The sequence below is a fragment of the Trinickia sp. genome (genome assembly GCF_036503415.1).
Lineage (GTDB): Bacteria > Pseudomonadota > Gammaproteobacteria > Burkholderiales > Burkholderiaceae > Trinickia.
On record NZ_DASXWY010000132.1, the window covers coordinates 1 to 21217 of the forward strand.

General features: G+C 62.4%; 16 protein-coding genes. 8 read left to right on the forward strand and 8 right to left on the reverse strand.

The genetic code is table 11. The features are described from left to right. Window positions 1–201 precede the first annotated feature (201 nt). The 3 genes from VGL01_RS16475 to VGL01_RS16485 all read left to right on the forward strand — a co-directional run bounded on the left by VGL01_RS16475 (window position 202) and on the right by VGL01_RS16485 (window position 4388). Window positions 202–1479 carry a dicarboxylate/amino acid:cation symporter gene (locus tag VGL01_RS16475; protein WP_331571154.1) on the forward strand — a complete coding sequence of 426 codons (1278 nt, stop codon included), beginning with the start codon at window positions 202–204 and terminating at the stop codon, window positions 1477–1479. Next, the gene (locus VGL01_RS16480; RefSeq protein WP_331571156.1) at window positions 1476–2933 is read left to right on the forward strand and encodes an aspartate/glutamate racemase family protein; all 1458 of its coding nucleotides are present in this window, start codon (window positions 1476–1478) and stop codon (window positions 2931–2933) included. The genes VGL01_RS16475 and VGL01_RS16480 overlap by 4 nt, the downstream gene beginning before the upstream one ends. A gap of 102 nt (window positions 2934–3035) precedes the next feature. Then, entirely contained in the window at window positions 3036–4388 is a 1353-nt protein-coding gene (locus VGL01_RS16485; protein WP_331571158.1) for a leucine-rich repeat-containing protein kinase family protein, read from the forward strand. A 32-nt stretch (window positions 4389–4420) separates the two neighbouring features. On the opposite strand, the gene VGL01_RS16490 is transcribed toward VGL01_RS16485, so the two are convergent. The 4 genes from VGL01_RS16490 to VGL01_RS16505 all read right to left on the reverse strand — a co-directional run bounded on the left by VGL01_RS16490 (window position 4421) and on the right by VGL01_RS16505 (window position 10197). Further along, window positions 4421–5212: a DUF2182 domain-containing protein gene (locus tag VGL01_RS16490; RefSeq protein ID WP_331571160.1), complete on the reverse strand. Its 792-nt coding sequence runs from the start codon at window positions 5210–5212 to the stop codon at window positions 4421–4423. Further along, window positions 5209–5853, reverse strand: coding sequence for a DUF1326 domain-containing protein (locus VGL01_RS16495; RefSeq protein WP_331571161.1), 645 nt, complete (start codon window positions 5851–5853; stop codon window positions 5209–5211). Before VGL01_RS16495 ends, VGL01_RS16490 begins: the two co-directional genes overlap by 4 nt. Before the next feature lie 94 nt (window positions 5854–5947). Further along, complete coding sequence (locus VGL01_RS16500) at window positions 5948–8905, reverse strand: bifunctional diguanylate cyclase/phosphodiesterase (RefSeq protein ID WP_331571162.1); 2958 nt, start codon at window positions 8903–8905, stop codon at window positions 5948–5950. Next, window positions 8902–10197, reverse strand: coding sequence for an ABC transporter substrate-binding protein (locus VGL01_RS16505; RefSeq protein WP_331571164.1), 1296 nt, complete (start codon window positions 10195–10197; stop codon window positions 8902–8904). The genes VGL01_RS16500 and VGL01_RS16505 overlap by 4 nt, the downstream gene beginning before the upstream one ends. A 320-nt stretch (window positions 10198–10517) precedes the next feature. Here VGL01_RS16505 and VGL01_RS16510 point away from each other — a divergent pair, with 320 nt between their 5' ends. Then, window positions 10518–13001: a penicillin acylase family protein gene (locus VGL01_RS16510; RefSeq protein ID WP_414720280.1), complete on the forward strand. Its 2484-nt coding sequence runs from the start codon at window positions 10518–10520 to the stop codon at window positions 12999–13001. A 40-nt stretch (window positions 13002–13041) separates the two neighbouring features. Here VGL01_RS16510 and VGL01_RS16515 read toward each other — a convergent pair whose 3' ends face one another. Next, window positions 13042–13977 carry a CHAD domain-containing protein gene (locus VGL01_RS16515; RefSeq protein WP_331571168.1) on the reverse strand — a complete coding sequence of 312 codons (936 nt, stop codon included), beginning with the start codon at window positions 13975–13977 and terminating at the stop codon, window positions 13042–13044. A gap of 187 nt (window positions 13978–14164) precedes the next feature. Here VGL01_RS16515 and VGL01_RS16520 point away from each other — a divergent pair, with 187 nt between their 5' ends. Further along, window positions 14165–15424, forward strand: a complete 1260-nt coding sequence (locus VGL01_RS16520; protein WP_331571170.1) for an MFS transporter — start codon at window positions 14165–14167, stop codon at window positions 15422–15424. 21 nt (window positions 15425–15445) lie between these two features. On the opposite strand, the gene VGL01_RS16525 is transcribed toward VGL01_RS16520, so the two are convergent. Continuing rightward, window positions 15446–16150: a YceH family protein gene (locus VGL01_RS16525; RefSeq protein WP_331571180.1), complete on the reverse strand. Its 705-nt coding sequence runs from the start codon at window positions 16148–16150 to the stop codon at window positions 15446–15448. A gap of 147 nt (window positions 16151–16297) precedes the next feature. Between VGL01_RS16525 and VGL01_RS16530 the strand changes: the two genes are divergently transcribed. Then, entirely contained in the window at window positions 16298–17830 is a 1533-nt protein-coding gene (locus VGL01_RS16530; protein ID WP_331571172.1) for a PAS domain-containing sensor histidine kinase, read from the forward strand. Between the two features lie 48 nt (window positions 17831–17878). On the opposite strand, the gene VGL01_RS16535 is transcribed toward VGL01_RS16530, so the two are convergent. Continuing rightward, window positions 17879–18391, reverse strand: a complete 513-nt coding sequence (locus tag VGL01_RS16535; RefSeq protein ID WP_331571182.1) for a lipocalin-like domain-containing protein — start codon at window positions 18389–18391, stop codon at window positions 17879–17881. 145 nt (window positions 18392–18536) lie between these two features. Here VGL01_RS16535 and VGL01_RS16540 point away from each other — a divergent pair, with 145 nt between their 5' ends. Next, complete coding sequence (locus VGL01_RS16540; protein ID WP_331571174.1) at window positions 18537–19982, forward strand: DEAD/DEAH box helicase; 1446 nt, start codon at window positions 18537–18539, stop codon at window positions 19980–19982. Window positions 19983–20169: 187 nt separating this feature from the next. Then, complete coding sequence (locus VGL01_RS16545) at window positions 20170–20817, forward strand: nucleoside-diphosphate sugar epimerase (RefSeq protein ID WP_331571176.1); 648 nt, start codon at window positions 20170–20172, stop codon at window positions 20815–20817. A 52-nt stretch (window positions 20818–20869) separates the two neighbouring features. On the opposite strand, the gene VGL01_RS16550 is transcribed toward VGL01_RS16545, so the two are convergent. Continuing rightward, window positions 20870–21217 (reverse strand): PDDEXK nuclease domain-containing protein (locus VGL01_RS16550; RefSeq protein WP_331571178.1); only part of this gene is annotated, 348 nt, incomplete at its 5' end.

The window sequence follows — 21217 nt, forward strand, 5'->3', positions numbered from 1 at the left end:
GGAGCCGCCGCCCTCGGATAGGGCTTTCCCGGCTTATGCGAATCTCGCATAGGCACATGTCGGAGCCGCATCGCCGGCTTTTTTGACCCGCCTACCATCCGTTCGTGTGCTGAACGCGACGCCTTGGCCCAGCGTCCGCTCAGCCTTCTCCGCGCGAGCCGGTCGTCCTGCGACGCTGCCGCGCCAACCACGGACGGACCCATGAAAAATCGACTTACCCTCAGCATCGCAGCCGGCATGCTCCTCGGCGTCATCGCCGGCTATCTTTGTCATACGGGCTTTTCGGATGCGGCCACGCTGAAGACCGTCGCCGGATACTTCTCGATCGTCACCGACATTTTTCTTCGGCTGATCAAGATGATCATCGCGCCGCTCGTCTTTGCCACGCTCGTATCGGGGCTCGCCGGTATGGACGGCGGTCAGGATGTCGGCCGCATCGGCCTGCGCTCGATCGGCTGGTTCGTCTGCGCCTCCCTGGTCTCGCTGAGTCTCGGACTCCTGATGGCCAACGCATTGCAGCCGGGTGCCGGTCTTCACCTGATCGCGGGCGCCGGCGAAGTCAGCACCGGGCTCAACACATCGGCACTGAACGCCAAAGACGTGATCACGCATGCATTTCCGACGAGTCTTGTCGACGCGATGGCGCGCAACGATATCTTGCAGATCCTCGTATTCGCTATTTTTCTCGGTCTCGCGCTGGGCGCGCTCAAGCGTGATGCCCGCGTCGCCATCGTCATCCAGGCGATCGACGGAATGGTCCCCGTCATGTTGCGACTGACCGATTACGTCATGCGCGCCGCGCCGTTCGGCGTCTTCGGGGCCATCGCTTCGGCAGTCACGCTACGCGGTCTCGACGTGCTCTATACCTACGGGAAGCTCATCGGCTCGTTCTATCTGGGGCTGTTCGCGCTGTGGGCCATTCTGATCGGCCTCGGTTATCTCTTTCTCGGGCGGCGTATCGGAGCTTTGCTCAAAGCGGTACGCCAGCCGGCGATGCTCGCGTTCTCGACGGCCAGCAGCGAAGCAGCGTATCCGGCCCTGACCGAGCAACTCGAGAAATTCGGCGTCGATAAAAAGGTGGTCGGCTTCACGCTCCCGCTGGGCTACGCGTTCAATCTCGATGGCTCGATGATGTATCAGGCGTTCGCGGCCATTTTCATTGCTCAAGCGTTCGGCATTCAGATGCCGCTCTCGCAGCAGATATTCATGTTGCTGATTCTCATGCTGAGCAGTAAAGGCATGGCGAGCGTGCCGCGCGGATCGGTGGTCGTCGTGGCTGCCGTTGCGCCGCTTTTCCATCTGCCTGCCGCCGGCGTGGCGATGGTCCTCGCCATCGACCAGGTGCTCGATATGGGCCGTACCATGACCAACGTCATTGGCAATAGCGTTGCGACGGCTGTCATCGCCAAATGGGAAAAGGCGCGTCCCGGCACATCGGACGAAACCCAATTCGATCGGCACGCGGCAGAAATACGATGATCACTCGAATGCCGGAAAAGCGACGCAAATATGGGGTCATCGGGGGCCTGGGCCCGTTGGCCGGCGCCGACGTTTTCTTCAAGCTTGCCCAGGCAACGCCCGCCGCGTCCGACGCCGATCATGCCGACGCGATATTCGAGCAGTATCCGTTCCGGTGTTCCGGCACAGGCAGTGCCGCGACAACCGCACGCAAGCTCTATATCTTCGACATGATTCGCGATTTCGAAAAACGCGGCGTGACGACGATCGTACTGCCATGCTTTCTCAGTCATACGTTCATCGACGAACTGAACGAGAACACGAATCTGCGGATTGCCAACATCGTCGAGGCGGTCCGCAGCCATGTACGGAACGAGCACCCCCATGCCCGGCGTATCGGGGTTTTGGCATCCGATTACACGCGCGAACATCGATTGTTCGAACGATACTTTGGCGCGCCGCGGTTCGAAGTGCTGCACCCGCGGTTGCACGAGGGGATCGATCTCGTGACGCAAGCCGTCTACGGACGCGACGGCATCAAACGCGGCAATCTGCACGGACGTCCGGTCGAACTGCTGCGCCGCGCATGCCTGGACCTCGCGGACCAGGGTGCGGAGGTCATCGTGCCCGGCATGACGGAGATTCCGCTTCTCCCGGATTCGATCGCGGCCGGCGCCGTCCCGGTCATCGATTCCAACATGGCGTATGCGCAATACATCGTGTCGGGATGCCTCGATTCACCGTCGCCGGTGTTCAAGGTCGGGGTAGTCGGCGGGGTCGGGCCGGCCGCCACCGTCGATTTCCTGAACAAGATCGTCCGCCATACGCCGGCCTCGCGCGATCAAGACCATATCAAGCTGCTGGTCGAGCACAACCCGCAGATTCCGGATCGGACGGCGAACCTGATCGGCGACGGCGCCGACCCGACCGTTTCTCTCTATGCGACATGCAAAAAGCTCGAGGACGGGGGAGCGGACATCATCGCGATTCCCTGCAACACCGCCCACGCGTTCGTCGATCGAATCGAGCCGTATCTCGGGATACCGATCGTGAACATGCTGAGTGTCACGGTCGACTATCTGCGCGAGACGTTTCCCTCTGTGCGCAATATCGGCGTGCTGGCCACCTCGGGCACGATCGAAAGCGGTGTCTATCGGACAGCGCTCGCGGCGTCCGGGTTGAATCAGGTTGCGCCCGAGCCGGCACTCCAGGCGCGCGTGATGGCCGCCATCTACGGCGAGAAAGGGGTGAAAGCGGGCTTTACGACCGGCCAATGTCACGACGACATTCGCGCGGCCATCGAGGGGCTGCTCGACGCAGGCATCGAAGTCATGATTCTCGGATGCACCGAGCTTCCGTTGCTGGTGCCCAGCGGCGTATTCATCGGCCGAGCGGGGCGGCGTGCGCAACTCGTGGATCCCACAGAGGTGCTCGCCCGGCGCTGCATCGCCTATGCGGGGCGGGTTGCCGATTGAGGCGGGCAACCGCGCCGCCGGAGGCGAAGGCCGATCGTCCGATAGTAGAATGGGCGGCGTTGCGCCGACCCATCCCCCGCTTTTCGGATACCGCTTGCCATAGTGAACGCCTCCCTTGAACAACTGCAGGCCGGACAACTCATCGGAGCCCGTGAACTGAAGCTTGGTTGCGGGCTGACCGAGTTCCCGCGCGAAATTTTCTCGCTTGCCGAGACGCTCGAAGTCCTCGACCTTTCGGGAAATGCACTGTCGACGCTGCCCGACGATTTGCCCCGGCTAACGAAACTGCGCATCCTTTTCGCCTCGAATAACCGCTTCACCGAATTGCCCGATGTCCTTGGCGAATGCCGGCAACTCGGCATGGTCGGCTTCAAGGCGAACCGGATACGCCGCGTGTCGGCCAAATCGCTGCCGCGTGAGCTGCGCTGGCTGATTCTGACGGACAACGAGGTCGAGGTGCTGCCAGCCGAACTTGGACAGTGTTCGCTGCTGCAAAAGTTGATGCTTGCGGGTAACCGGCTCAGCGCGCTGCCAGACGAAATGGCTGCCTGCACCCGGCTCGAACTTCTGCGTCTTTCGGCGAATCGGCTGGCAGCGCTACCCGAATGGCTCGCCGACTTGCCGCGCCTGTCGTGGCTGGCCTACGCCGGCAACCCGTTCGGCGCATCGCTCGAAGCAGCGGCCTCGGCCGAAACGACGATCGCCGATATTCACTGGGAATCGCTCGTCCTCGATGAAAAGCTCGGCGAAGGCGCGTCGGGCATCATTTATCGCGCCAAGCTGCTTGTTCAAGGTGAGGAGCGCGATGCGCGATCGGTCGCGGTGAAGCTTTTCAAAGGCGCGGTCACGAGCGACGGTTTGCCGGACCGTGAGATGGCCGCGTGCATTCATGCGGGACGCCACGCGAATCTGATTCCTGTGCTCGGTAGGGTAACGGGCCACCCCATGGGCCAGCACGGCCTGGTCATGGAGCTGATCGACCCTGCGTTCGCCAATCTGGCGGGGCCGCCGAGCCTTGATTCCTGCACACGCGACATATATCCGGCCGATGTGCGGTTCGATGCAGCGGCGGCATGCGATATCGCCTATGGCATTGCGTCGGCTGCTCGACATCTGCATGAGCGCGGCATCATGCATGGCGATCTCTACGCGCACAACATCTTGCACCGCGGTGGCGGACGGGCGTTGTTGGGAGATTTCGGGGCGGCGTCTTTGTACGACACCGCGGATCGAAGACTTGGGTCGGCGTTGCAACGGCTGGAGGTACGGGCATTCGGCTATTTGCTCGAAGAGCTGATCGCATGCTGCACCGAGCGAACGGCGCCTCTGGCGAGCGGACTCGAAGCGCTCGCGGCGGCGTGTCTGAGCGAAGACGCCGCGAGCCGGCCTTCGTTCGAGGCGGTCGTTTCCGAATTGCAGCGCTGCACGCGTGCGACGCCCCGGACTACGGCGTAACGCTGCTGGGCTCGGATTAATGCGTTCGCCGGTCATACCATCAACGTCACCCCCGCCCAAACGATCAACACCGCACCCAGCGCGCGTCCCACGTACTCGCCGCCAGGCAAAAGCTTTTCCACGAACACAAAAAACGACAGCGCCGCAATCCAGACGAGATTCATGATTCCGCCAACGAACAGCAGCGCCATCAGCATCCAGCAGCACCCCACGCAATAAGCGCCGTGGCGCATCCCGAGCATCAAACTGCCGAAGACACCGGGGCGCCAATGCGTCATGAGGAAATTCACCGGCGACCGGCATTGCGCGAGGCATGCACGTTTGAATGGCGAGAATTGATAAAGCCCGGCAGCAACCAGCACGATCGCCGAAAACAACGCACTCCGCGACCAAAGCATCATGTCGGACATGAGCCCTGTCGGCTGCAAAATGTTCTGCAGCAACGCCATGCCGATCGAGAATGCGAGCCACGTCGCCAGATAGCCGGCCAACAGCATGAGCGAAGGCACCGCCGTACCCGTCCCGGCAGCGCCGTAGTGCCGTAATACGCGTCGATACAACAGGACGAGCGGCGCGGCACTGGGCGTCATCATCGCGATCATCATCGTCCACCACATGAGAATCGCGGTCGGCAAGGAGGGATCCATGCTGCCCGCGCGATCGGTCAAGAGATGGGGAAACAGTGCGATCGAAGTCATGCGCAGCGCGGACATGCCCATGCCCGCGCCAGACCAGAGATAGGACCACGACAACGCGACAACCGCAATCAAGCCGAACGCGGTAATGGAGCGCTCGCGCCGAAGCAGATCGTCGATACGGCTCATGCGGCAGCGCGATGCCGGATCAAGCCCTTGTTGTTCATGTGCAGCCGCGCGAACTGCGCGTAAGTGCCCTTGAAATCGAGCGTGATATTGCCCTCGGAGCGGCCCGCGCCCGAGCCGATCTCGGCCAGCTCATACTCGAAACCTTGCGGTAGATCGATCCGGGCGCGATGCTCGGCGCCGGTCACGATATTGCGAATCGGCTCCCCAGCGAGATCGAATACCCCGTCGACATGAACGCGCCCACGCCTGGCATCGACATCCACGTCGAACTCGATCTTCGTGAAGATCGGATCGAATGCCTGCTCGAGCGTCGAAGCGTAGACCGAGAACATCGTTGCGAACGGCTCGGTGTCCTGCCCCGTCATGATTTTCAGGATCGCTTCGCGTTGCTCGGGGCTTGTCCGCTCGTCGACGACCGGCTGGCATTTCCCCTTACCCTCGTGAATGGGCCCTGGCCACTGAAAAACGACCGCGATCTTGACGCCGTCAAGGTGCACGTCGCCGTAATAACCGCTGCTGATGGAAATGGCCCCCATCGCTTCGCAAAAGCCATGGGTAGGCGTTGCGCTGAACTGGCAAGGGCAACCGTATGAACAATTGCAGCTGATTAATTCGGTGCCTTCGATTTCCCACGGGATCATGATCGCCCCCCTTTCTTGTCTCGAGCGACGCGTAGCTCGAGTAGCTGGTTGGAATCTAGTTCCCCCCGGGACGAAGTCAAGGTCACAACACCGATTACATCGGCCACTCCGTGAGCAGCCGTCCGGCGCCCGCCTGCTCGCCGAAGCTCGGCCATACGAGCACTTCGAACTGCCCGGGCGCAACGGGCTGCGAATATAGGAAACCCTGGGCAAAGTCGCACCCGATGGCACGCAGAAAATCGCGTTGCTCCGTCGTCTCCACGCCCTCCGCAATGACTTGCAATCCCAGCTTGTGCGCCAGGACCACCATGGCCTCGCAAAGCGCCTGATTGTTGCCGTCGAATCCAACGTTGTGAACGAACGACCGATCGATCTTCAGGTAATCGATATCGAATCGCTTCAAATAAGCCAATGACGAATAGCCGGTGCCGAAGTCGTCGATCGACACGCGGATTCCGGCGTCGCGGAACGTCAAAAGCTTTTCGTTGAGCTCGGCATCGAGCAAGAGACCCTCGGTGATTTCAACGGCGATGCTTTGACCGGGCATGCCTTCCTGCGCGAGATAATCCGACCAGTGAGCGCAAACCTGGCTGTCTTGTCGAATCTGCACGGGCGACATGTTGACGCTGATCTGAAAGGCCGGGTCGAAGCGGTCGCGCCATTGCCGCGCGCACTGCACCGCCTGTTTGAAGACCCAATCGCCGATCGCGACGATGAGGCCCGTTTCTTCGGCCAACGGAATGAAGTCGTGAGGGCTCACCATCCCGCGCTCGGGATGCAGCCAGCGGATCAGCGCCTCCGCCTTGCGGATCTCCCCCGTCGCGAGATCGACGATCGGCTGATAGTAGACCTGGAACTGATTGCCCTGGATCGCGGCCCGTAGATCGCTCGTCAAGCGAAGGCGCTTTTGCGCGGCGACGCGCAGATCGGGCGTGAAGTAGCCCACGCGGTTGCGCCCGGCATTTTTAGCCGAGTACATGGCCTGATCGACATTCTTGAACAGCACGTCGAGCTCGGCCGCATCGTCCGGATAGATCGTCACGCCGATGCTCGCCGAAATGAAAGCCTCGTCCGAACCCAGATCGAATGGCTCGACCAGCTTCTCGATGATCGCGCCGGCAATCGCTCCGACACTTGCCGTGTCGTCGAGTCTAGGCAAAATGATCGTGAATTCGTCGCCGCCAAGACGGGCGACCGTATCCGAGTCCCGGACACACGAGCTGATTCGCCGGGCGGCCTCGATCAGCAAAACATCCCCCTTGTCGTGCCCGAGAGAGTCGTTGACCTCCTTGAAGCGATCGAGGTCGATCAACATCAACGCCATTTGCTTGCCGCAACTTTCGGATAACCGCGCCTCGTGCTCCAAGCGGTTATGAAACATCTGACGATTGGGCAATCTGGTCAGGGCATCGAAATTGGCTTGCTTCCAGATGGTTTCCTCGAACACCAAGCGGTCCGACAGATCGCGGCCGATGGCAAGCACGGAACTGACGTTGCCCGAGGAGTCGATTTCCGGCGTCAGAGAAATGTGCGAGCATTGCTCCCGCCCATTCTCGCCCGTCCATTTCAATTCGAATTGCGTCCTTTTCCCGGACGAAATCGCTTCGCCTATCTTGTATTCGTAGCGCAGCGTGTCCGCGCCGCCCGGAAATTCGGAGGGCCGCTTGCCGAGCGCTTCTTCGAGCGTGCATCCAGCCATCGCGCAAAAGGCCGGATTGGCGTAAGTGCGGCGGAAATCCCGGTCGTAGCGAGTGATCGTGTCAGGCGAGTTTTCGATGAGGGTCCGAAAAGCCCGCTCCCGCCTCGTTAGCGCTACCGTTCTATCAGCGACGGTCTCCTCGAGAGATGCGTTGATTTCATTGATCTTCTGGATTTTCTGGCCGATCGCGGCGCTCATCCGTTCGAACCGTTGCGCCAATCTTCCCAACTCGTCGACGCGACGCGCATCGCCGCTTGCCTGCGCCAACGCGTCGGCGCCCGCCCCTGCCTCGTTGCCCGTATCGTCCATCTTGCGTACGAGCTCGTTCAGCGGCCCTGTAATGCTGTGCGAAATGAAGTAGGCGAGAAAAATCGAAAGCAAAAGACCCGATATGCCGACCAGGATGATTTCGTTGCGGGCCGACTGCGCCTCCCCAGTCAGCTTCTGTTCCGCAATCGCACTGATGACGAACCACGAAGTACCGGGAATTCCCGTGTACGTGGCAAGGTAGTGGCCGCCACCGTTGCCTGTGAAATCGATGAAACCGTTCGAGCTGCGATTAGGTTGCCGGTTGGCTATCTTCTTGACCAGCTCGGGCGGAGCCAGGCCACCGAGGTCGCTCGAACCTCCGCCCGCGCGCAGAACGATGCGATTGTCGCCGGCATCGAAAACGCAAATCTGGGTTCCGCTGCCTACGGCAAATTCGTTGAAGATCGCCGAGAAGTGTTCGGGACGAATGATGAGAACCAGGCTGCCGATCTGGTGATTGCCGCTTTTACCGATAATGGCTCGCGCCATGGCGAGATCCCGCCGCCCGCTGCCGATGTCGTGGCTGCCCCAGTACGGACGCCCGTTGAGGCTGCGGGCGCGCTCCACCAAGTGCATCACGTCGTGGGTCAGCAGCGCGAATGCCTGCGTGTCCATGATGCGATCGCGATTGTCGAGCAGATACTTCTGGTTGATGAAATCCATCGAGCCATAGCGTTCCAGCAACAGCTTCGTGACCCGCTCCCGCGCCTCGCTTTGTTCTTTCGCCGAACCGCTGACGGCTTTTACGAGGCTATCCTGGACCTTGTCCGACAGCATGAGATGAGTGCTTTCGGTCTCGATCTGCGCCATCTCCAATTCGATATTCTTCGATACCTGCCTGACCGCCTCCTTCGAAAAGATCTCCGCCTTCTCCTTGATTGCGGCCGTGGATTCGGCATAGGAGATGTAGCCCGAAATCAGCAAAGGCAGCAGTGAAAGCAGGACGAATGCCGTCATCAGCCGGTAGCGGATCTCGACGCGGCGCAGTACATCCAGCGAAAGGTAGGCGAACACGCGTCGCAGCGGAACGATGATTGGGTTCATTTATAGTGCATCGTTGCCTGATTCTTGACCGACTGGTCGAGGAGCGTCGCCGCTTCCGTGGCCGTCGTCTTTCCGAGTAGCACATCCTGCATCAGCCGATGCAACTCCTCGATCGAGTTCGAAGGGAGCACCGAATAGTACGGGCTCGAAGTGACGGGAAAGCGGCCGACCCTGTTGGTGTAGTCGATCATGATCTGGTCGGTCACGATCGGTCCCGTCACATGCTCGAACGGCGGAATGTTGTGGCGCTTTCGTTGGAGAATGGAAAAACCTTTTCCGGCGATGAATTCGAGAAAACGCATGGCGGCCGCCTTGCGCGGCGTCTCGCAGACCGCAAACCCGGTTTCGCTGCCCATTACGGGCACGACGAGCTTGCCGGGCGCGTTCCAGGGCGGGATGAAAACACCGACTTGGAATGGGTTCCCGTGCAGGAGCAGACCGGCTGCCCAGCTGCCATGCAAGACCATCGCGACCTTGCCCTGCTTGAAAAGCTGGATGCCGCCATCGTAATCGGTGGCCATGAAACCTTTCTGCACGTATCCGCGGTCGACCAACAGCAGCATCTTGGCAAAGATGTCGGCCACCTCTGGAGTATTCAGATCGAGCGAGCCGTCGCCCATCTTCCGCTTCCAGCCGATCTCGCGTGCCGCGACATCGTTGGCGAAGCCCGAAGCGAACGGGCCGTTCCCGAGCATGTTCGGAAACCCGCCGTTGAGCATGATCGGTACGAACCCCGCGCGCTTGAGCTGCTCGCAGACCAGCAGGAACGCTCGGAAATCCGTCGGCAGATTCTTGATGCCGGCTTTTGCGAATATGGCCTTGTTGTAATAGATCGGCGTCGTCGCCACGCCGCCGGATATGCCGAAATCCTTGCCCTGGCGACTGGTCCAGTCCTCCTTCAACGGACCGAGCATGTTGGCCCACGCCGCTGTCGAGCCGACATCGGCAAGCACCCCCTCGTCGGCCAGCTCGGCTGCATAGGCATTAGGGTTGACACTAACGAGATCGGGCAGATTGCCCGATGCGATTCGCGGCTTGATATTGTCCTCGACCGTGTCGCCAATCATGAACTGTACGTTCACGCGGATATCCGGGTTCAGCCGCATGAACTCGGCCGCGATCTGAAGCATCTGCTGGGGCCAGTCAGGAGCCCAGATCAATGCGGTGAGGGTCGTGGCGGCCGGTCTCGGCGCGCTCGCCGGCACAGACGTCCGCTGCCGGTAGCCGCACAGCGCTACCAGAAGCAGTGCGGCCATGGCGGCCACGCCGAGGGCGATACCGATTCGTCGCACTTCAGATCGCCTTTCGGTCTGCAAGCGCTGAGTGCTGGCAACGGTTGGACTGCGTGAGTAAGTTCATGGCGGCCGACGAGCCAAACGAGGCGTTAACCGCATATCGGCAACAATCGGTGAACCTTTAGGTATGGGTCTGCTCGACGATCGCTGCGCAGCATTCCGGTTGCTTCCCTTCCTCACGCGCTTTCGACGAATCGTGATACGTTCATGCGGGTCGCCGCGCCGCGAGTGCGTAAAGAGGAAACATCTTCATGAAAGAGAGGGGCTATACGACGGACGACGTCGTGAAGCGCGTCAGCGAGCCGGGCCTTGAAGGCATGCCACCTGGCGTCGCACGGCCGCGCAGGCCCTCCCGAATACTTCGCGCCGCTATCGCCGCGGTGTTGTTGGGTTCGGCGCTGCTCGCGCTGGCCGGCGTCGGCGGACGCGCGCTCTTGCGCGCGGGCCTGCCCGCGCTCGACGGCACGTACCCGGCGCCCGCGCTCAGTCACGAGGCCACGATCGAGCGCGACGCGCTCGGCGTGCCGACCATCAGCGCGGGCAGCTCCGCCGATCTCGCGTACGCCACCGGCTTCGCCCATGCGCAAGATCGCTTCTTTCAAATGGACCTGCTGCGCCGCGTTGCGGCCGGCGAACTCGCCGCTCTGATCGGGCCGGCCGCGGTGGAACTCGACCGCACTCACCGGTTGCACCGGTTCCGCGCCCGTGCGCACGAGATTGCCGCAGCGCTCGACCCCAACTCGCGCACGCTGCTCGAACGCTACGCGGCAGGCGTCAACGACGGGCTTGCATCGCTGCGCAGCCGGCCATTCGAGTACTGGATGCTCAGAAGCCAGCCGCAATCCTGGCGTGCCGAAGACACGCTGCTGGTCGTCTACGCGATGTACTTCGATCTGCAGTACGGCGAACTGCGTCGCACGCTGGCCCGCGCGGCACTGAGCGAGCGCGTGTCGCCCGATCTGCTGCGATTTCTGCTGCCAACCTCGAGCCACTGGGACGCGCCGCTCGACTCGATGCCGGCGCCCGATGCCGCGTCGACGAGCACCGCCGTGCCGACACCGCCGCCCCCCCCTGACTGGCTGCGGGCGGCGCCACTGCGCACTGCTGAGCTCGATCCCGGTACGCCGGGCTTGGACACCTTCATGATCGGCAGCAACAGCTGGGCGATCAATCGGAATGCAAGCTTCGACGGCCGGGCGATCGTCGCCAACGATATGCATCTCGGCCTGTCGCTGCCGAATATCTGGTACCGCGTCGTGCTGCGCGCGCCCGATCGAAACGGCGTAGTTCGTCAATTGACCGGCGTCAGCCTGCCCGGCACGCCCGGCATCGTTGCCGGCAGCAACGGCCGTATCGCATGGGGCTTCACGAACAGCTACGGCAACTTCATCGACGTCGTCGAACTCGATGTCGATCCGCACGACCCGTTGCGCTACCGCACACCGAACGGCGATTGGGAGCGCGCGCGGGTACATCGCGAACGGATCGACGTGCGCGGCGCGCCGGCCGCCGAACTCGATGTCGCCGATACGCGCTGGGGGCCGATGTTGCAGGCGGACGGGCACAGCTATGCGATCCGCTGGGCCGCGCACGACGCGCGCGCGGTGAATCTCGGGCTCGGCCGGCTCGCCGATGCGGACGACGTGCCGTCGGCGCTGGCTGCCGCGGCGGCGTGCGGAATCCCTACGCAGAACATCGTCGTTGCGGACGCTGCCGGGCATATCGGCTGGACGCTCGCCGGGCCGTTGCCGCGCCGGGCCGTTGCATCACCGGCATCCGCGCCATCCGCGGCGCCCGCTCTGACGGATTTACCGGTGCGCGCGAACGTGTACCGCGGGTGGGACGGCTACCTCGATCCGACCGACTATCCGCGCCGCATCGACCCGCCTGCAGCGCGCCTATGGACCGCGAACAGCCGACAGTTGAGCGGCGCCGCGCAATCACCGATCGGCGACGCAGGCAGCGACGTCGGCGCTCGTGCAACGCAAATCCGCGACGCGCTGTTTGCGCACGAGCACTTCGCCGAGCGCGATATGCTCGCTCTGCAGATCGACGATCGCGCGCTCTGGATCGAGCGATGGCGACGCATCGCACTCGACGCACTCGATGGGAACGCGCTCGCCGGCCACCCGCAGCGCGCCGAGTATCGACGCCTGCTCGAGCAATGGAATGGCCGTGCCGATGCCGATGCGGTGGGGTATACGCTGCTTCGCACGCTCCATGCGGCGATGTACGACGCATGGTTCGGCCGCCTCGACGAGACGCTCGCCAAACGCGATCCGAATTTTCGCTATCGGCTCGCGACCTCGCGCTCGCTCGCGGTGATGGAAGCGCTCGCGCAGCATCATGCGTGGCTTCCGCCGGGCGTTGCCGACTGGCACGCATTCGTGCTCGACCGGATCGATCGGAGTATCGAGGTCGTCACGCGCGACGGCACACGCCTTGCCGATGCGCGCTGGGGCGAGCGCAACCGCGCGGCGATTGCGCATCCGTTCGCGCGGATGATACCCACGTGGCTGCCGATGCTGCGCGGCCTGCTGATGGCTCCGCGCGAGCCGCTGCCCGGCGACGCAAACATGCCGCGTGTGCAGGCGCCGTCGTTCGGCGCGTCGGAACGGTTCGTGATATCGCCCGGACATGAGCGCGATGCGCTCTTCGAGATGCCCGGCGGCCAATCGGGCAGCCCGATGTCGCCGTACTTTCTTGCCGGCCACCGCGCATGGGTCCGCGGCGAATCGGCGGCATTGCTGCCCGGTCCGGCCGAGCATCGGCTCCTGCTGACGACTGCACAGACTCGATAACCATTCGATTCGGAGACGCAACCGAAGCGCCCGGCAGACTTCAGTGCGGGGGCGACAAGCGACGAAAGCGCTTCCACAACTTCTTCAGCGAATCGTGATCCGCCGCAACGCGCGACGCGAGATAGCCTCTCGCATACGCCACACCGGCCGCGGTCTGCTCGTGGTCCGAGGCCAATCCTTTGAGGAGGCCCTCTCCCACCGCCACGTCGTTGCGCCAGCCGAGGTCGTCTTGAAGCTTGCCGAGCGCCTGAAGGTAATGGCGCACGACCTCGCTCGGATAGAGCGAACCGAAGAACTCCGTGGCATAGCGCAGTTTCTTCGCGGCAATGCGTGCGCGGTGACGCCGCTGCGCATCGAGATCCGGCAGGTGCCGGCCACGCTTGATCAGCTTTCGGTGCCGCTTGCGCAGCGTCTCGCCGGCGAATGCCTCGATCGATCGATCGAGTGCGGCGAGCTGGTCGCCGTTCATCTCCTCGCGCCACCCCGCCTCATCGACCCAACGCGTCAACTCCATGGCGAGCCGCGTATAGCGCGCAGAGCCGACCGCCGCTGCGGCGGCCGCGCGATTGCGCTTACCGATGTCCGCGGCCGCTTGCGTCACCGCACCTGTGTCGGTATCGCCAGGGGCACCATCGAACGCCGTGCGCAGCGTCGAATTGAGCATGACATCCCAGTCGCGAGCGGCACCGAGTTCGCCCGCGATCCATCGCAGTTCTTCCTGCAAGAAAGTTGGCGTCGAAACGACACCCTCGAAAAGATCGAATGCGGAACGCAAACGTCGCAGGCCCACGCGCATTTGATGAACGCACGAAGCATCGTGACCCGACCCGACGCCGCGTTCGTTACCGTGCACCTGTGCGAGGCAGTTCCGGGCAATGCGCCGAAACGCACTCTCGATCGTATCGTTTTTCTTGAGCTTGACAGGAAGCGCATGTACGGCTTGGCTCTGTTCCTTCACGCGAAGCTCCCGTTCCATGACTTTCCCTCGCACCGCGCGCACCGGCGTCGGGTAGCGATTCTTGCCGTTGCTTGCCGGTAGTTTAGTCCGGAAGCAATTGAGCCAGCACGCGGCCAGTGGGGCAACCGCCACGTACCGGCCGGCGCGTCATCGAGCGGGCACGATAGATGCTCTACCGGGGTAACGCCACAACCCAATCGTTTGAGTGAAGCCGACCATCCCACTACTCGCGGTCAGTTTCTTTGCAGCCGATGTCCAGGCGGGTGCCGGCCCCTTCCTCGGCATTTATCTGCAGGAACACGGGTGGCGCACCGATACGATCGGCTCCGTCTTGACGATGGGCGCAATCGTCGCGATGCTCGTCACGACACCCGCGGGTGCACTTGTCGATGCCATCTCCCATCGGCGTTCCCTCGTCGTGGGTGCCAGCGCACTGACGATTGTCGCCGCGATCGTGATCTGGCTTTCACGCGGGTACTGGCCGATTGCGTCGGCGCAGATCGCGACCGCCGTTGCGGGTTCGCTCATGGGTCCAACGTTGACCGGCTTGACACTCGGGATGGTCGGCCGAAAGAACTTCGACCTGCAATACAGCCGCAATCAAGTAGCGAATCATGCCGGCAACATCGCGGCAGCCCTGTTCTCCGGGGCGGCCGGATGGCGGTTCGGCATCTCGTATGTGTTCGTGCTCAGTGCCGTCTTCGGCGTTGCTTGCATTGCATCGGTGCTGCTCATTCCCTCGCGCGCGGTCCATCGGCACTACGCACGCGGCCTTGCGCACGACGACGATAAAGATCGCTCGCAAGCGCGTGCGCAGAGCGTGCGCGTGCTGTTGCAGAACCGGCCGCTGCGGCTACTTGCCATCGCGCTGGCCGCGTTCAGCCTCGGCAACTCCGCGATGCTGCCGCTATACAGCCTTGCGGTTGCGGCCGATCACCACAGCCTCGCAAGCCAGCTCACCGCGGCCAACCTCGTCATTTCACAAGTCGTGATGTTGATCGCCGCTGCCTATGCGTATCGCGCCATCCGACGCTGGGGATTCTGGTGGGTCATTCTCGCCACACTCGTCACGCTGCCGGTCAGAGGATTGATCGCCGCATGGCTGACGACACCCTGGGGCATTGCGCCGGTCCAGATTCTGGATGGCGTGGGCTCCGGGCTGCAAAGCGTCGCGATACCGGCGCTGGTCGTCCACTTGTTGCACGGCAGCGGTCGAGTCAATCTGGGCCAGGGTGCGCTATTCACCGTCGAGGCCATCGGCGGCTGCCTGAGTCCGTTGCTGGGCGGATGGCTTGCCAGCCGCCTCGGGTTTCCGACGGCGTTCGTGATACTGGGAAGCCTCGCCGCCGTTTCCGTGATGGTGTGGGTCTTACCGGGCGCGACGATCCGTCGAGCGTGCGACAGCCGCCGCGACGAACTCGAGCGAATCCCGGACATCGACGTATCTGCGTTGTTTCAGCGATGAGCAAGCCTCGGCGATGGAAGTTCAATCGTGTGCCGGGTCGTCGATCGGCATGCCCAACTCGGCTGCCATGCGCTGTACGAGTGCCCGCAGTTGGCTGACTTCGTTGGCCAGGCGCTTTTGTTCGGCTCTCAACGCCTCGAACTCGGAGGAGGGGATCGAGGCTTCGGTGAATTCGCGCGCGCCCACCATTTCATCGATGTTCACCTCGCCGCACAGCAGATGCATCCAGCGGTTTCCACGTTCGCCGGGGGCACAGGGCAGCTTGATGGCGAGCGCTGGCGTGCGTGCGGCGAGTTCGTCGAGGAACGCCTCGACCGACGAGTTGTCCGCGAAACCGTGCAAACGTGCTGCGTTCAGTCGCAATTCGGCAGCCGTCTGCGGGCCGCGCAGTAGCAGAATGGTCAGCAGCGCCGCAGCTTGGCTCGGTATCCCGAGGACGCGATTCATATTGTGTTCGTAACGCGTGACCCGGCTACTGCTCGCTTCCATGACGAGGCTCAGACGCTTCAGACCATCGATCGCGGTCTGGACTTCGGATTCGGTGACGTTCATGACGGGCGAACGCGCAGTCTTTTGGTTGCATCCTGCCGTCAAAGCGTTCAGCGACAGCGGGTAGGTGTCCGGGACGGTGTGCTGCTTTTCGACCAGGACGCCGAGGACACGGGCTTCGAGGGTAGTGAGGTCGCGCAGGGTTTGTGTCATAGGACAAGTGGGGGTAGTAAACATGGACAGAGCCGGGACGCTATGCGTGCGCACGCTTCGCGAGCGGCCCGAGGGACCCAATTGTAGATTGTTTGCCGAGGGCAGCTTTGCGGATGCGAGCGGTAGAATCTGCTCGAGAGCGATGCCTTCACCCAGACTGGATTTGCCACCATGAGCCAGACAGACAGGCAGGACGCGACGCGGGAAACGGAGGAGCAGTTCCGGATTCTGGTGCAAGGCGTCACGGACTACGCGATCTTCATGCTTTCGCCCGCGGGCGTCGTGACAAGTTGGAATGTCGGCGCGGAGCGGATCAAAGGGTACAAGCAGTCGGAGATCCTCGGCGAGCATTTCTCGCGTTTCTACACCGACGAGGACAAGGCGGCCGGCGTGCCCGCGCAGATTCTGGCCACGGCGGCACGCGACGGCCGTGCCGAACGCGAAGGATGGCGGATTCGCAAAGACGGCAGCCGCTTTTGGGCGCACGTCGTGGTAGATGCCATCCGGGACGATGACGGTTCTCTCGTCGGATTCGCAAAAGTGACGCGCGACATCACCGAGCGCAAGGAAGCGGCGCTGGCGCTCGAGAAAGCGAACGCGGCGCTGTTCCAGTCGCAGAAGATGGAGGCGATCGGGCGCTTGACGGGCGGCGTCGCGCACGATTTCAACAACCTTCTGGCGGTGCTTTCCAACGGTCTCGAAGTACTGGCGATCCAGTCGCGCACGTCGATCGACAGAAAAATGATCGAGGGGATGCGACGGGCGATCGACCGCGGCGCATCGCTCACCCAACAGTTGCTTTCGTTCGCGCGGCAACAGCCGCTGCAGGCCCAGTTACACGAGCTGAACGCACTGATTCGCGACTTCGCGCCGATGCTTTCACGCGCTGGCAATCGCAGCATTCGTCTGGAATATTCTCTTGACGCCCAGTCAGCCCTGGCAATTGTCGATGCCGCGCGTTTCGAGGCGGCGTTGCTCAATCTCGTCGTCAACGCGGTCGACGCCATGCCTGACGGCGGCACCATCACGATTCGCACGCAGATAGTCGACTCGGGCACGGCGGTCACCCCGGCATTGCCTGCCGGTCGTTACATCCGCGTCTCGGTCACCGATACGGGGACAGGCATGGACAGCGATGTGCTGGCACAAGCGTTCGAGCCGTTTTTTACGACGAAGCAGGCCGGCAAGGGGACGGGGCTCGGGCTCAGCCAGGTGTACGGATTCATCGCGCAATCGGGTGGCGACGTCCAACTGTCGAGCGAATTGGACAAAGGCACGCGAGTTGAACTGTATCTGCCGGCCGCGGAGCCGGCGGCACCGGTGAAGGTGCCTTCCGCACCGAAGGCCGAGACCGTTCTGCTGGTCGAGGATGAGCCCGACGTGTTGGGCTTGGCGTCGGAACTGCTGGTGAGCATCGGGTACGAGGTGGTGCCGGCGAGCAGCGCATCGGAGGCAGTGGAAATCCTCAGGGATCGGATAGACATCAGCGTTGTCGTCAGCGATATTTCGATGCCCCACGGCATTAGCGGGCTCGACCTTGCACGTCTGGTCCGCTCGCAGTACCCGATGATCAGGATAGTGCTGACATCGGGGTACTTGCCCGCTCCGCTTCACGACGATAGTGGCCAACTGAGCGATGTGGCGTTTGTGCCGAAGCCCTATCGGCTGGCCGATCTCGCGAAAGCGCTGCGGGCCAGGCGGTGAGGTCGGACAACGGGGTTCGCGCGAGGAGCGAGGCTCGAACGCGAAGCATCATTTCAGGCGCCGCAGGACCACCTCGGCCGTGCCCCCGCTGGAAGCGGACGTCGTCCACTTGAGTTTGTCTCCACTGATGACGAATGGCCGCTTTTGCTCCACTCCATTCCAGTTCGGAAACGTGCTGGCGACGACATGGAAAGTGATTGTCTTGTCAGCTTCGTCCACGGTGTATGTACCGAAGTGAGCGATCGATCCTTGCACGACGGATCTGTTTTCCTCCGGCGTGCCCTTCATCCGGTTGGGGGACTCGAACTTTGCGATGTCGGCGCGAGATGTCATCAGAACATAGTGCCCACTCCCGTCGAAGATCGCGAGTCCTTGCGGATTGGTGCCGAACATGGGTTGCCGGCTGCCGTCCGGGCGCACGGTATCGACCGATACGTAGGCCCACGTTCCGACGACCTGTTCACTCAGCGTCTCAGCTCGGGCGGCGATGCCTGCGCATGAAATCGTCATACCCATCAACAGCGCCAAAGTATGACGGGCGAAAGGGGTCTTATGACTCATCACGCTTCTCCTCGAGAGTATGTTCGTCTTGTCTCGGCTGCTTCGAATGACCGCTTGCGAGGGGAGCCAGGGACGGAGTCTTGACCGTCGGGCTTTCAACACAGGCGGTAACCGCTAGAATTGCAGCTTTAGCCGGAATACGCCAATGTCTTTTGCTTCGCTTGGCCTGATCGATCCCCTGCTGCGTAATGTGCAGGACCTCAACTACCGGACCCCTACGCCGGTGCAGGCCAAGGCGATTCCCGCCGTGCTAACTGGCAAGGACGTCATGGCTGCGGCGCAGACCGGCACTGGCAAAACGGCGGGTTTTGCGCTCCCGCTGTTACAGCGGCTAGTGCAACACGGCCCGGCGGTCTCCAGCAACCGCGTGCGTGTTCTGGTGCTGGTGCCCACGCGTGAACTGGCTGAACAAGTGCTGCAAAGCTTTATCGATTACGGCAAAGGCCTCGACTTACGATTTCTGGCCGCCTACGGCGGTGTCAGCATCAACCCGCAGATGATGAAGTTGCGCAAAGGCGTCGATGTGCTCGTTGCCACGCCGGGCCGTTTGTTGGATCTCAATCGCCAGAACGCGGTGCAGTTTGATCAAATACAAACGCTGGTGCTGGACGAAGCCGACCGCATGCTGGATCTAGGCTTTGCGCGCGAACTCAACGCCGTCTTTGCAGGCTTGCCCGCTCGGCGCCAGACCCTGCTGTTTTCCGCCACATTTACCGATGACATCCGAGCCATGGCGGCGAGCATTCTTCGCGGCCCGGTCAACATCAGCGTCAGCCCGCCCAATGCCACCGCCAGCAACATCAAGCAGTGGGTGGTGCCGGTGGACAAAAAGAACAAGCCTGACCTCTTCATGCACCTTGTCGCCGAGAACCACTGGGAGCACGCTCTGGTGTTCGTCAAAACCCGCAATGGCGTGGATTATCTGGCAGCCTTGCTGGATGAGGCCGGCTATTCGGTCGACACCATTCACGGTGACAAGCCGCAACCCGCGCGCCTGCGCGCGCTGGAGCGCTTCAAGAGCGGCGAAGTCAATATGCTGGTGGCCACCGATGTTGCCGCGCGCGGGCTGGATATCGACGACCTGCCGCTGGTGATCAACGTTGACCTGCCGATCGTGGCGCAAGACTATGTGCACCGTATTGGCCGTACTGCCCGCGCGGGCGCCAGCGGCGTGGCGGTGTCCCTCGTGTGTGCCGATGAAGCACCGCAACTCGCTGCGATCGAAGCGCTGATCCGGCAAACGCTGCCCCGTAAAGAAGAGCCGGGTTTCGAAGCCGACCACCGCGTGCCGCAAACCAGCACGACGGGCCAGATCGTCAAAAAACCCAAAAAGCCTAAGAAGCCCAAGGTGTCGCAAGCTGCGCCCGGCGCCGTGCCGGCACTCAGCAAGAAACCGCATCCGCAAAGTGGCGAAAACAAACGCAAGCCCGCGACGCAGCGTGCTCCGACCGCGGGTAAAGGTGCAAACTCGTCGAGCGGTAACCCATTCAGCGCGCAAAAGCCACGCAGCAAGCCTGCCAGCAAGCCATCTGCGAATTCGCGTATGCCTGCTGGCAGATCCGCTGGTGGCCGAGGCAAACGCCAACCCTGATCCGCGTCCCAGCTCTGCTGGGACGGCCTCCGCAGCTGAGCTCGTTGTGTTCGCCTCAACATTTGAAAGGCACCTGGGCCATGACTTCCATTGAATCCGCCGCGCCAGTTGTCCTCATCACCGGCGCCTCGTCCGGTATCGGTCTCGCTGCCACCGGACCTGAAGGCATATCAACAAAAGACCGCTCATGACTGGCCGTACCGTCATCATCGCAGGCGCTACTGGCCTGGTGGGCAGAGAAATTCTAGAGGGTCTGCTGGGCGACCGAACCGTGGTGATGGTGCACAGCTTTGGACGCAGGCCGCCGGCTATCGAGCATCCCAAGATAACGGCCCACGTCGTCGACTTCGCCGCATTGCCTGAGTTGCCGCCCGCCGACGAGGTGTACCTGGCGCTGGGGACCACGATCAAGGTCGCCGGCAGCCAGGCTGCATTCCGTGCCGTCGACTACGACGCCAACCTTGCTGTCGCCAAGGCGGCAGTAGCTGCCGGCGCCAAGAAGGCGGGCTTGGTGAGCGCCATGGGCGCCGACAGCAACTCGACGATCTTCTATAGCCGCGTAAAGGGGGAACTGGAGGACGCGTTGGCACAGTTGCAGTTCGAGGGGTTGGTCATCGCGCGCCCGTCGATGTTGGTGGGGAATCGAGCAGCCATCGGGCAACGCACCCGGCGTGGGGAAGAATGGGCGTCTGCGTTCGGAAAGGTGCTCGGCTTCCTGATTCCCGCGAATTTCCGGCCCATCGAAGCGGCGGCCGTCGCTAGGGCGCTGCTTTCTGCAGTCCCGTCGGCTAAGGGCCGCATGGTCTTGCTCTCCGGCTCGATGCAGCAGCGGTAGGCCGCCACGCCAAGCCCCGGCATCACCCTCGCCCGCATGATGATCCTTCGGATCAACGGCGTGGTCCGTGACAATAAAGTCCGTCCACGCGACCGTTCGCTGGCCCTTGAATCGGCGGGCTCTCGGCTTGCGGGCGTGCTCCGGCAAACACTAGATCGACACGAAACCAGGAGTCGTCAATCCTCAGACGCCGTTGCCGTCCGACGAAGGCGAAGTCATCGCCCAGTTCCAAGAGGAAGTCCGCAAGGTGTTGGATCACCGCCGCCTCGAGGTCGGACTCCGAGTATTCATCGCGGATGTCGAGAAATTCGAGGACGAAGGGATCACGAATCGCTTCCTCCGGCGTCACAGCATCAACCGACTGAGCATCGACGGCCTTGTCGAGCAGCGCTGCCTTATT

What these genes read in the sequence shown, in the direction of transcription:
- VGL01_RS16540 (WP_331571174.1), top strand. Translation starts at nt 18,537, where the DNA reads ATGTCTTTTGCTTCGCTTGGCCTGATCGATCCCCTGCTGCGTAATGTG.
- VGL01_RS16480 (WP_331571156.1), top strand. Translation starts at nt 1,476, where the DNA reads ATGATCACTCGAATGCCGGAAAAGCGACGCAAATATGGGGTCATCGGG.
- VGL01_RS16535 (WP_331571182.1), bottom strand. Translation starts at nt 18,391, where the DNA reads ATGAGTCATAAGACCCCTTTCGCCCGTCATACTTTGGCGCTGTTGATG.
- VGL01_RS16495 (WP_331571161.1), bottom strand. Translation starts at nt 5,853, where the DNA reads ATGATCCCGTGGGAAATCGAAGGCACCGAATTAATCAGCTGCAATTGT.
- VGL01_RS16500 (WP_331571162.1), bottom strand. Translation starts at nt 8,905, where the DNA reads ATGAACCCAATCATCGTTCCGCTGCGACGCGTGTTCGCCTACCTTTCG.
- VGL01_RS16545 (WP_331571176.1), top strand. Translation starts at nt 20,170, where the DNA reads ATGACTGGCCGTACCGTCATCATCGCAGGCGCTACTGGCCTGGTGGGC.
- VGL01_RS16490 (WP_331571160.1), bottom strand. Translation starts at nt 5,212, where the DNA reads ATGAGCCGTATCGACGATCTGCTTCGGCGCGAGCGCTCCATTACCGCG.
- VGL01_RS16530 (WP_331571172.1), top strand. Translation starts at nt 16,298, where the DNA reads ATGAGCCAGACAGACAGGCAGGACGCGACGCGGGAAACGGAGGAGCAG.
- VGL01_RS16515 (WP_331571168.1), bottom strand. Translation starts at nt 13,977, where the DNA reads ATGGAACGGGAGCTTCGCGTGAAGGAACAGAGCCAAGCCGTACATGCG.
- VGL01_RS16525 (WP_331571180.1), bottom strand. Translation starts at nt 16,150, where the DNA reads ATGTTTACTACCCCCACTTGTCCTATGACACAAACCCTGCGCGACCTC.
- VGL01_RS16510 (WP_414720280.1), top strand. Translation starts at nt 10,518, where the DNA reads ATGCCACCTGGCGTCGCACGGCCGCGCAGGCCCTCCCGAATACTTCGC.
- VGL01_RS16475 (WP_331571154.1), top strand. Translation starts at nt 202, where the DNA reads ATGAAAAATCGACTTACCCTCAGCATCGCAGCCGGCATGCTCCTCGGC.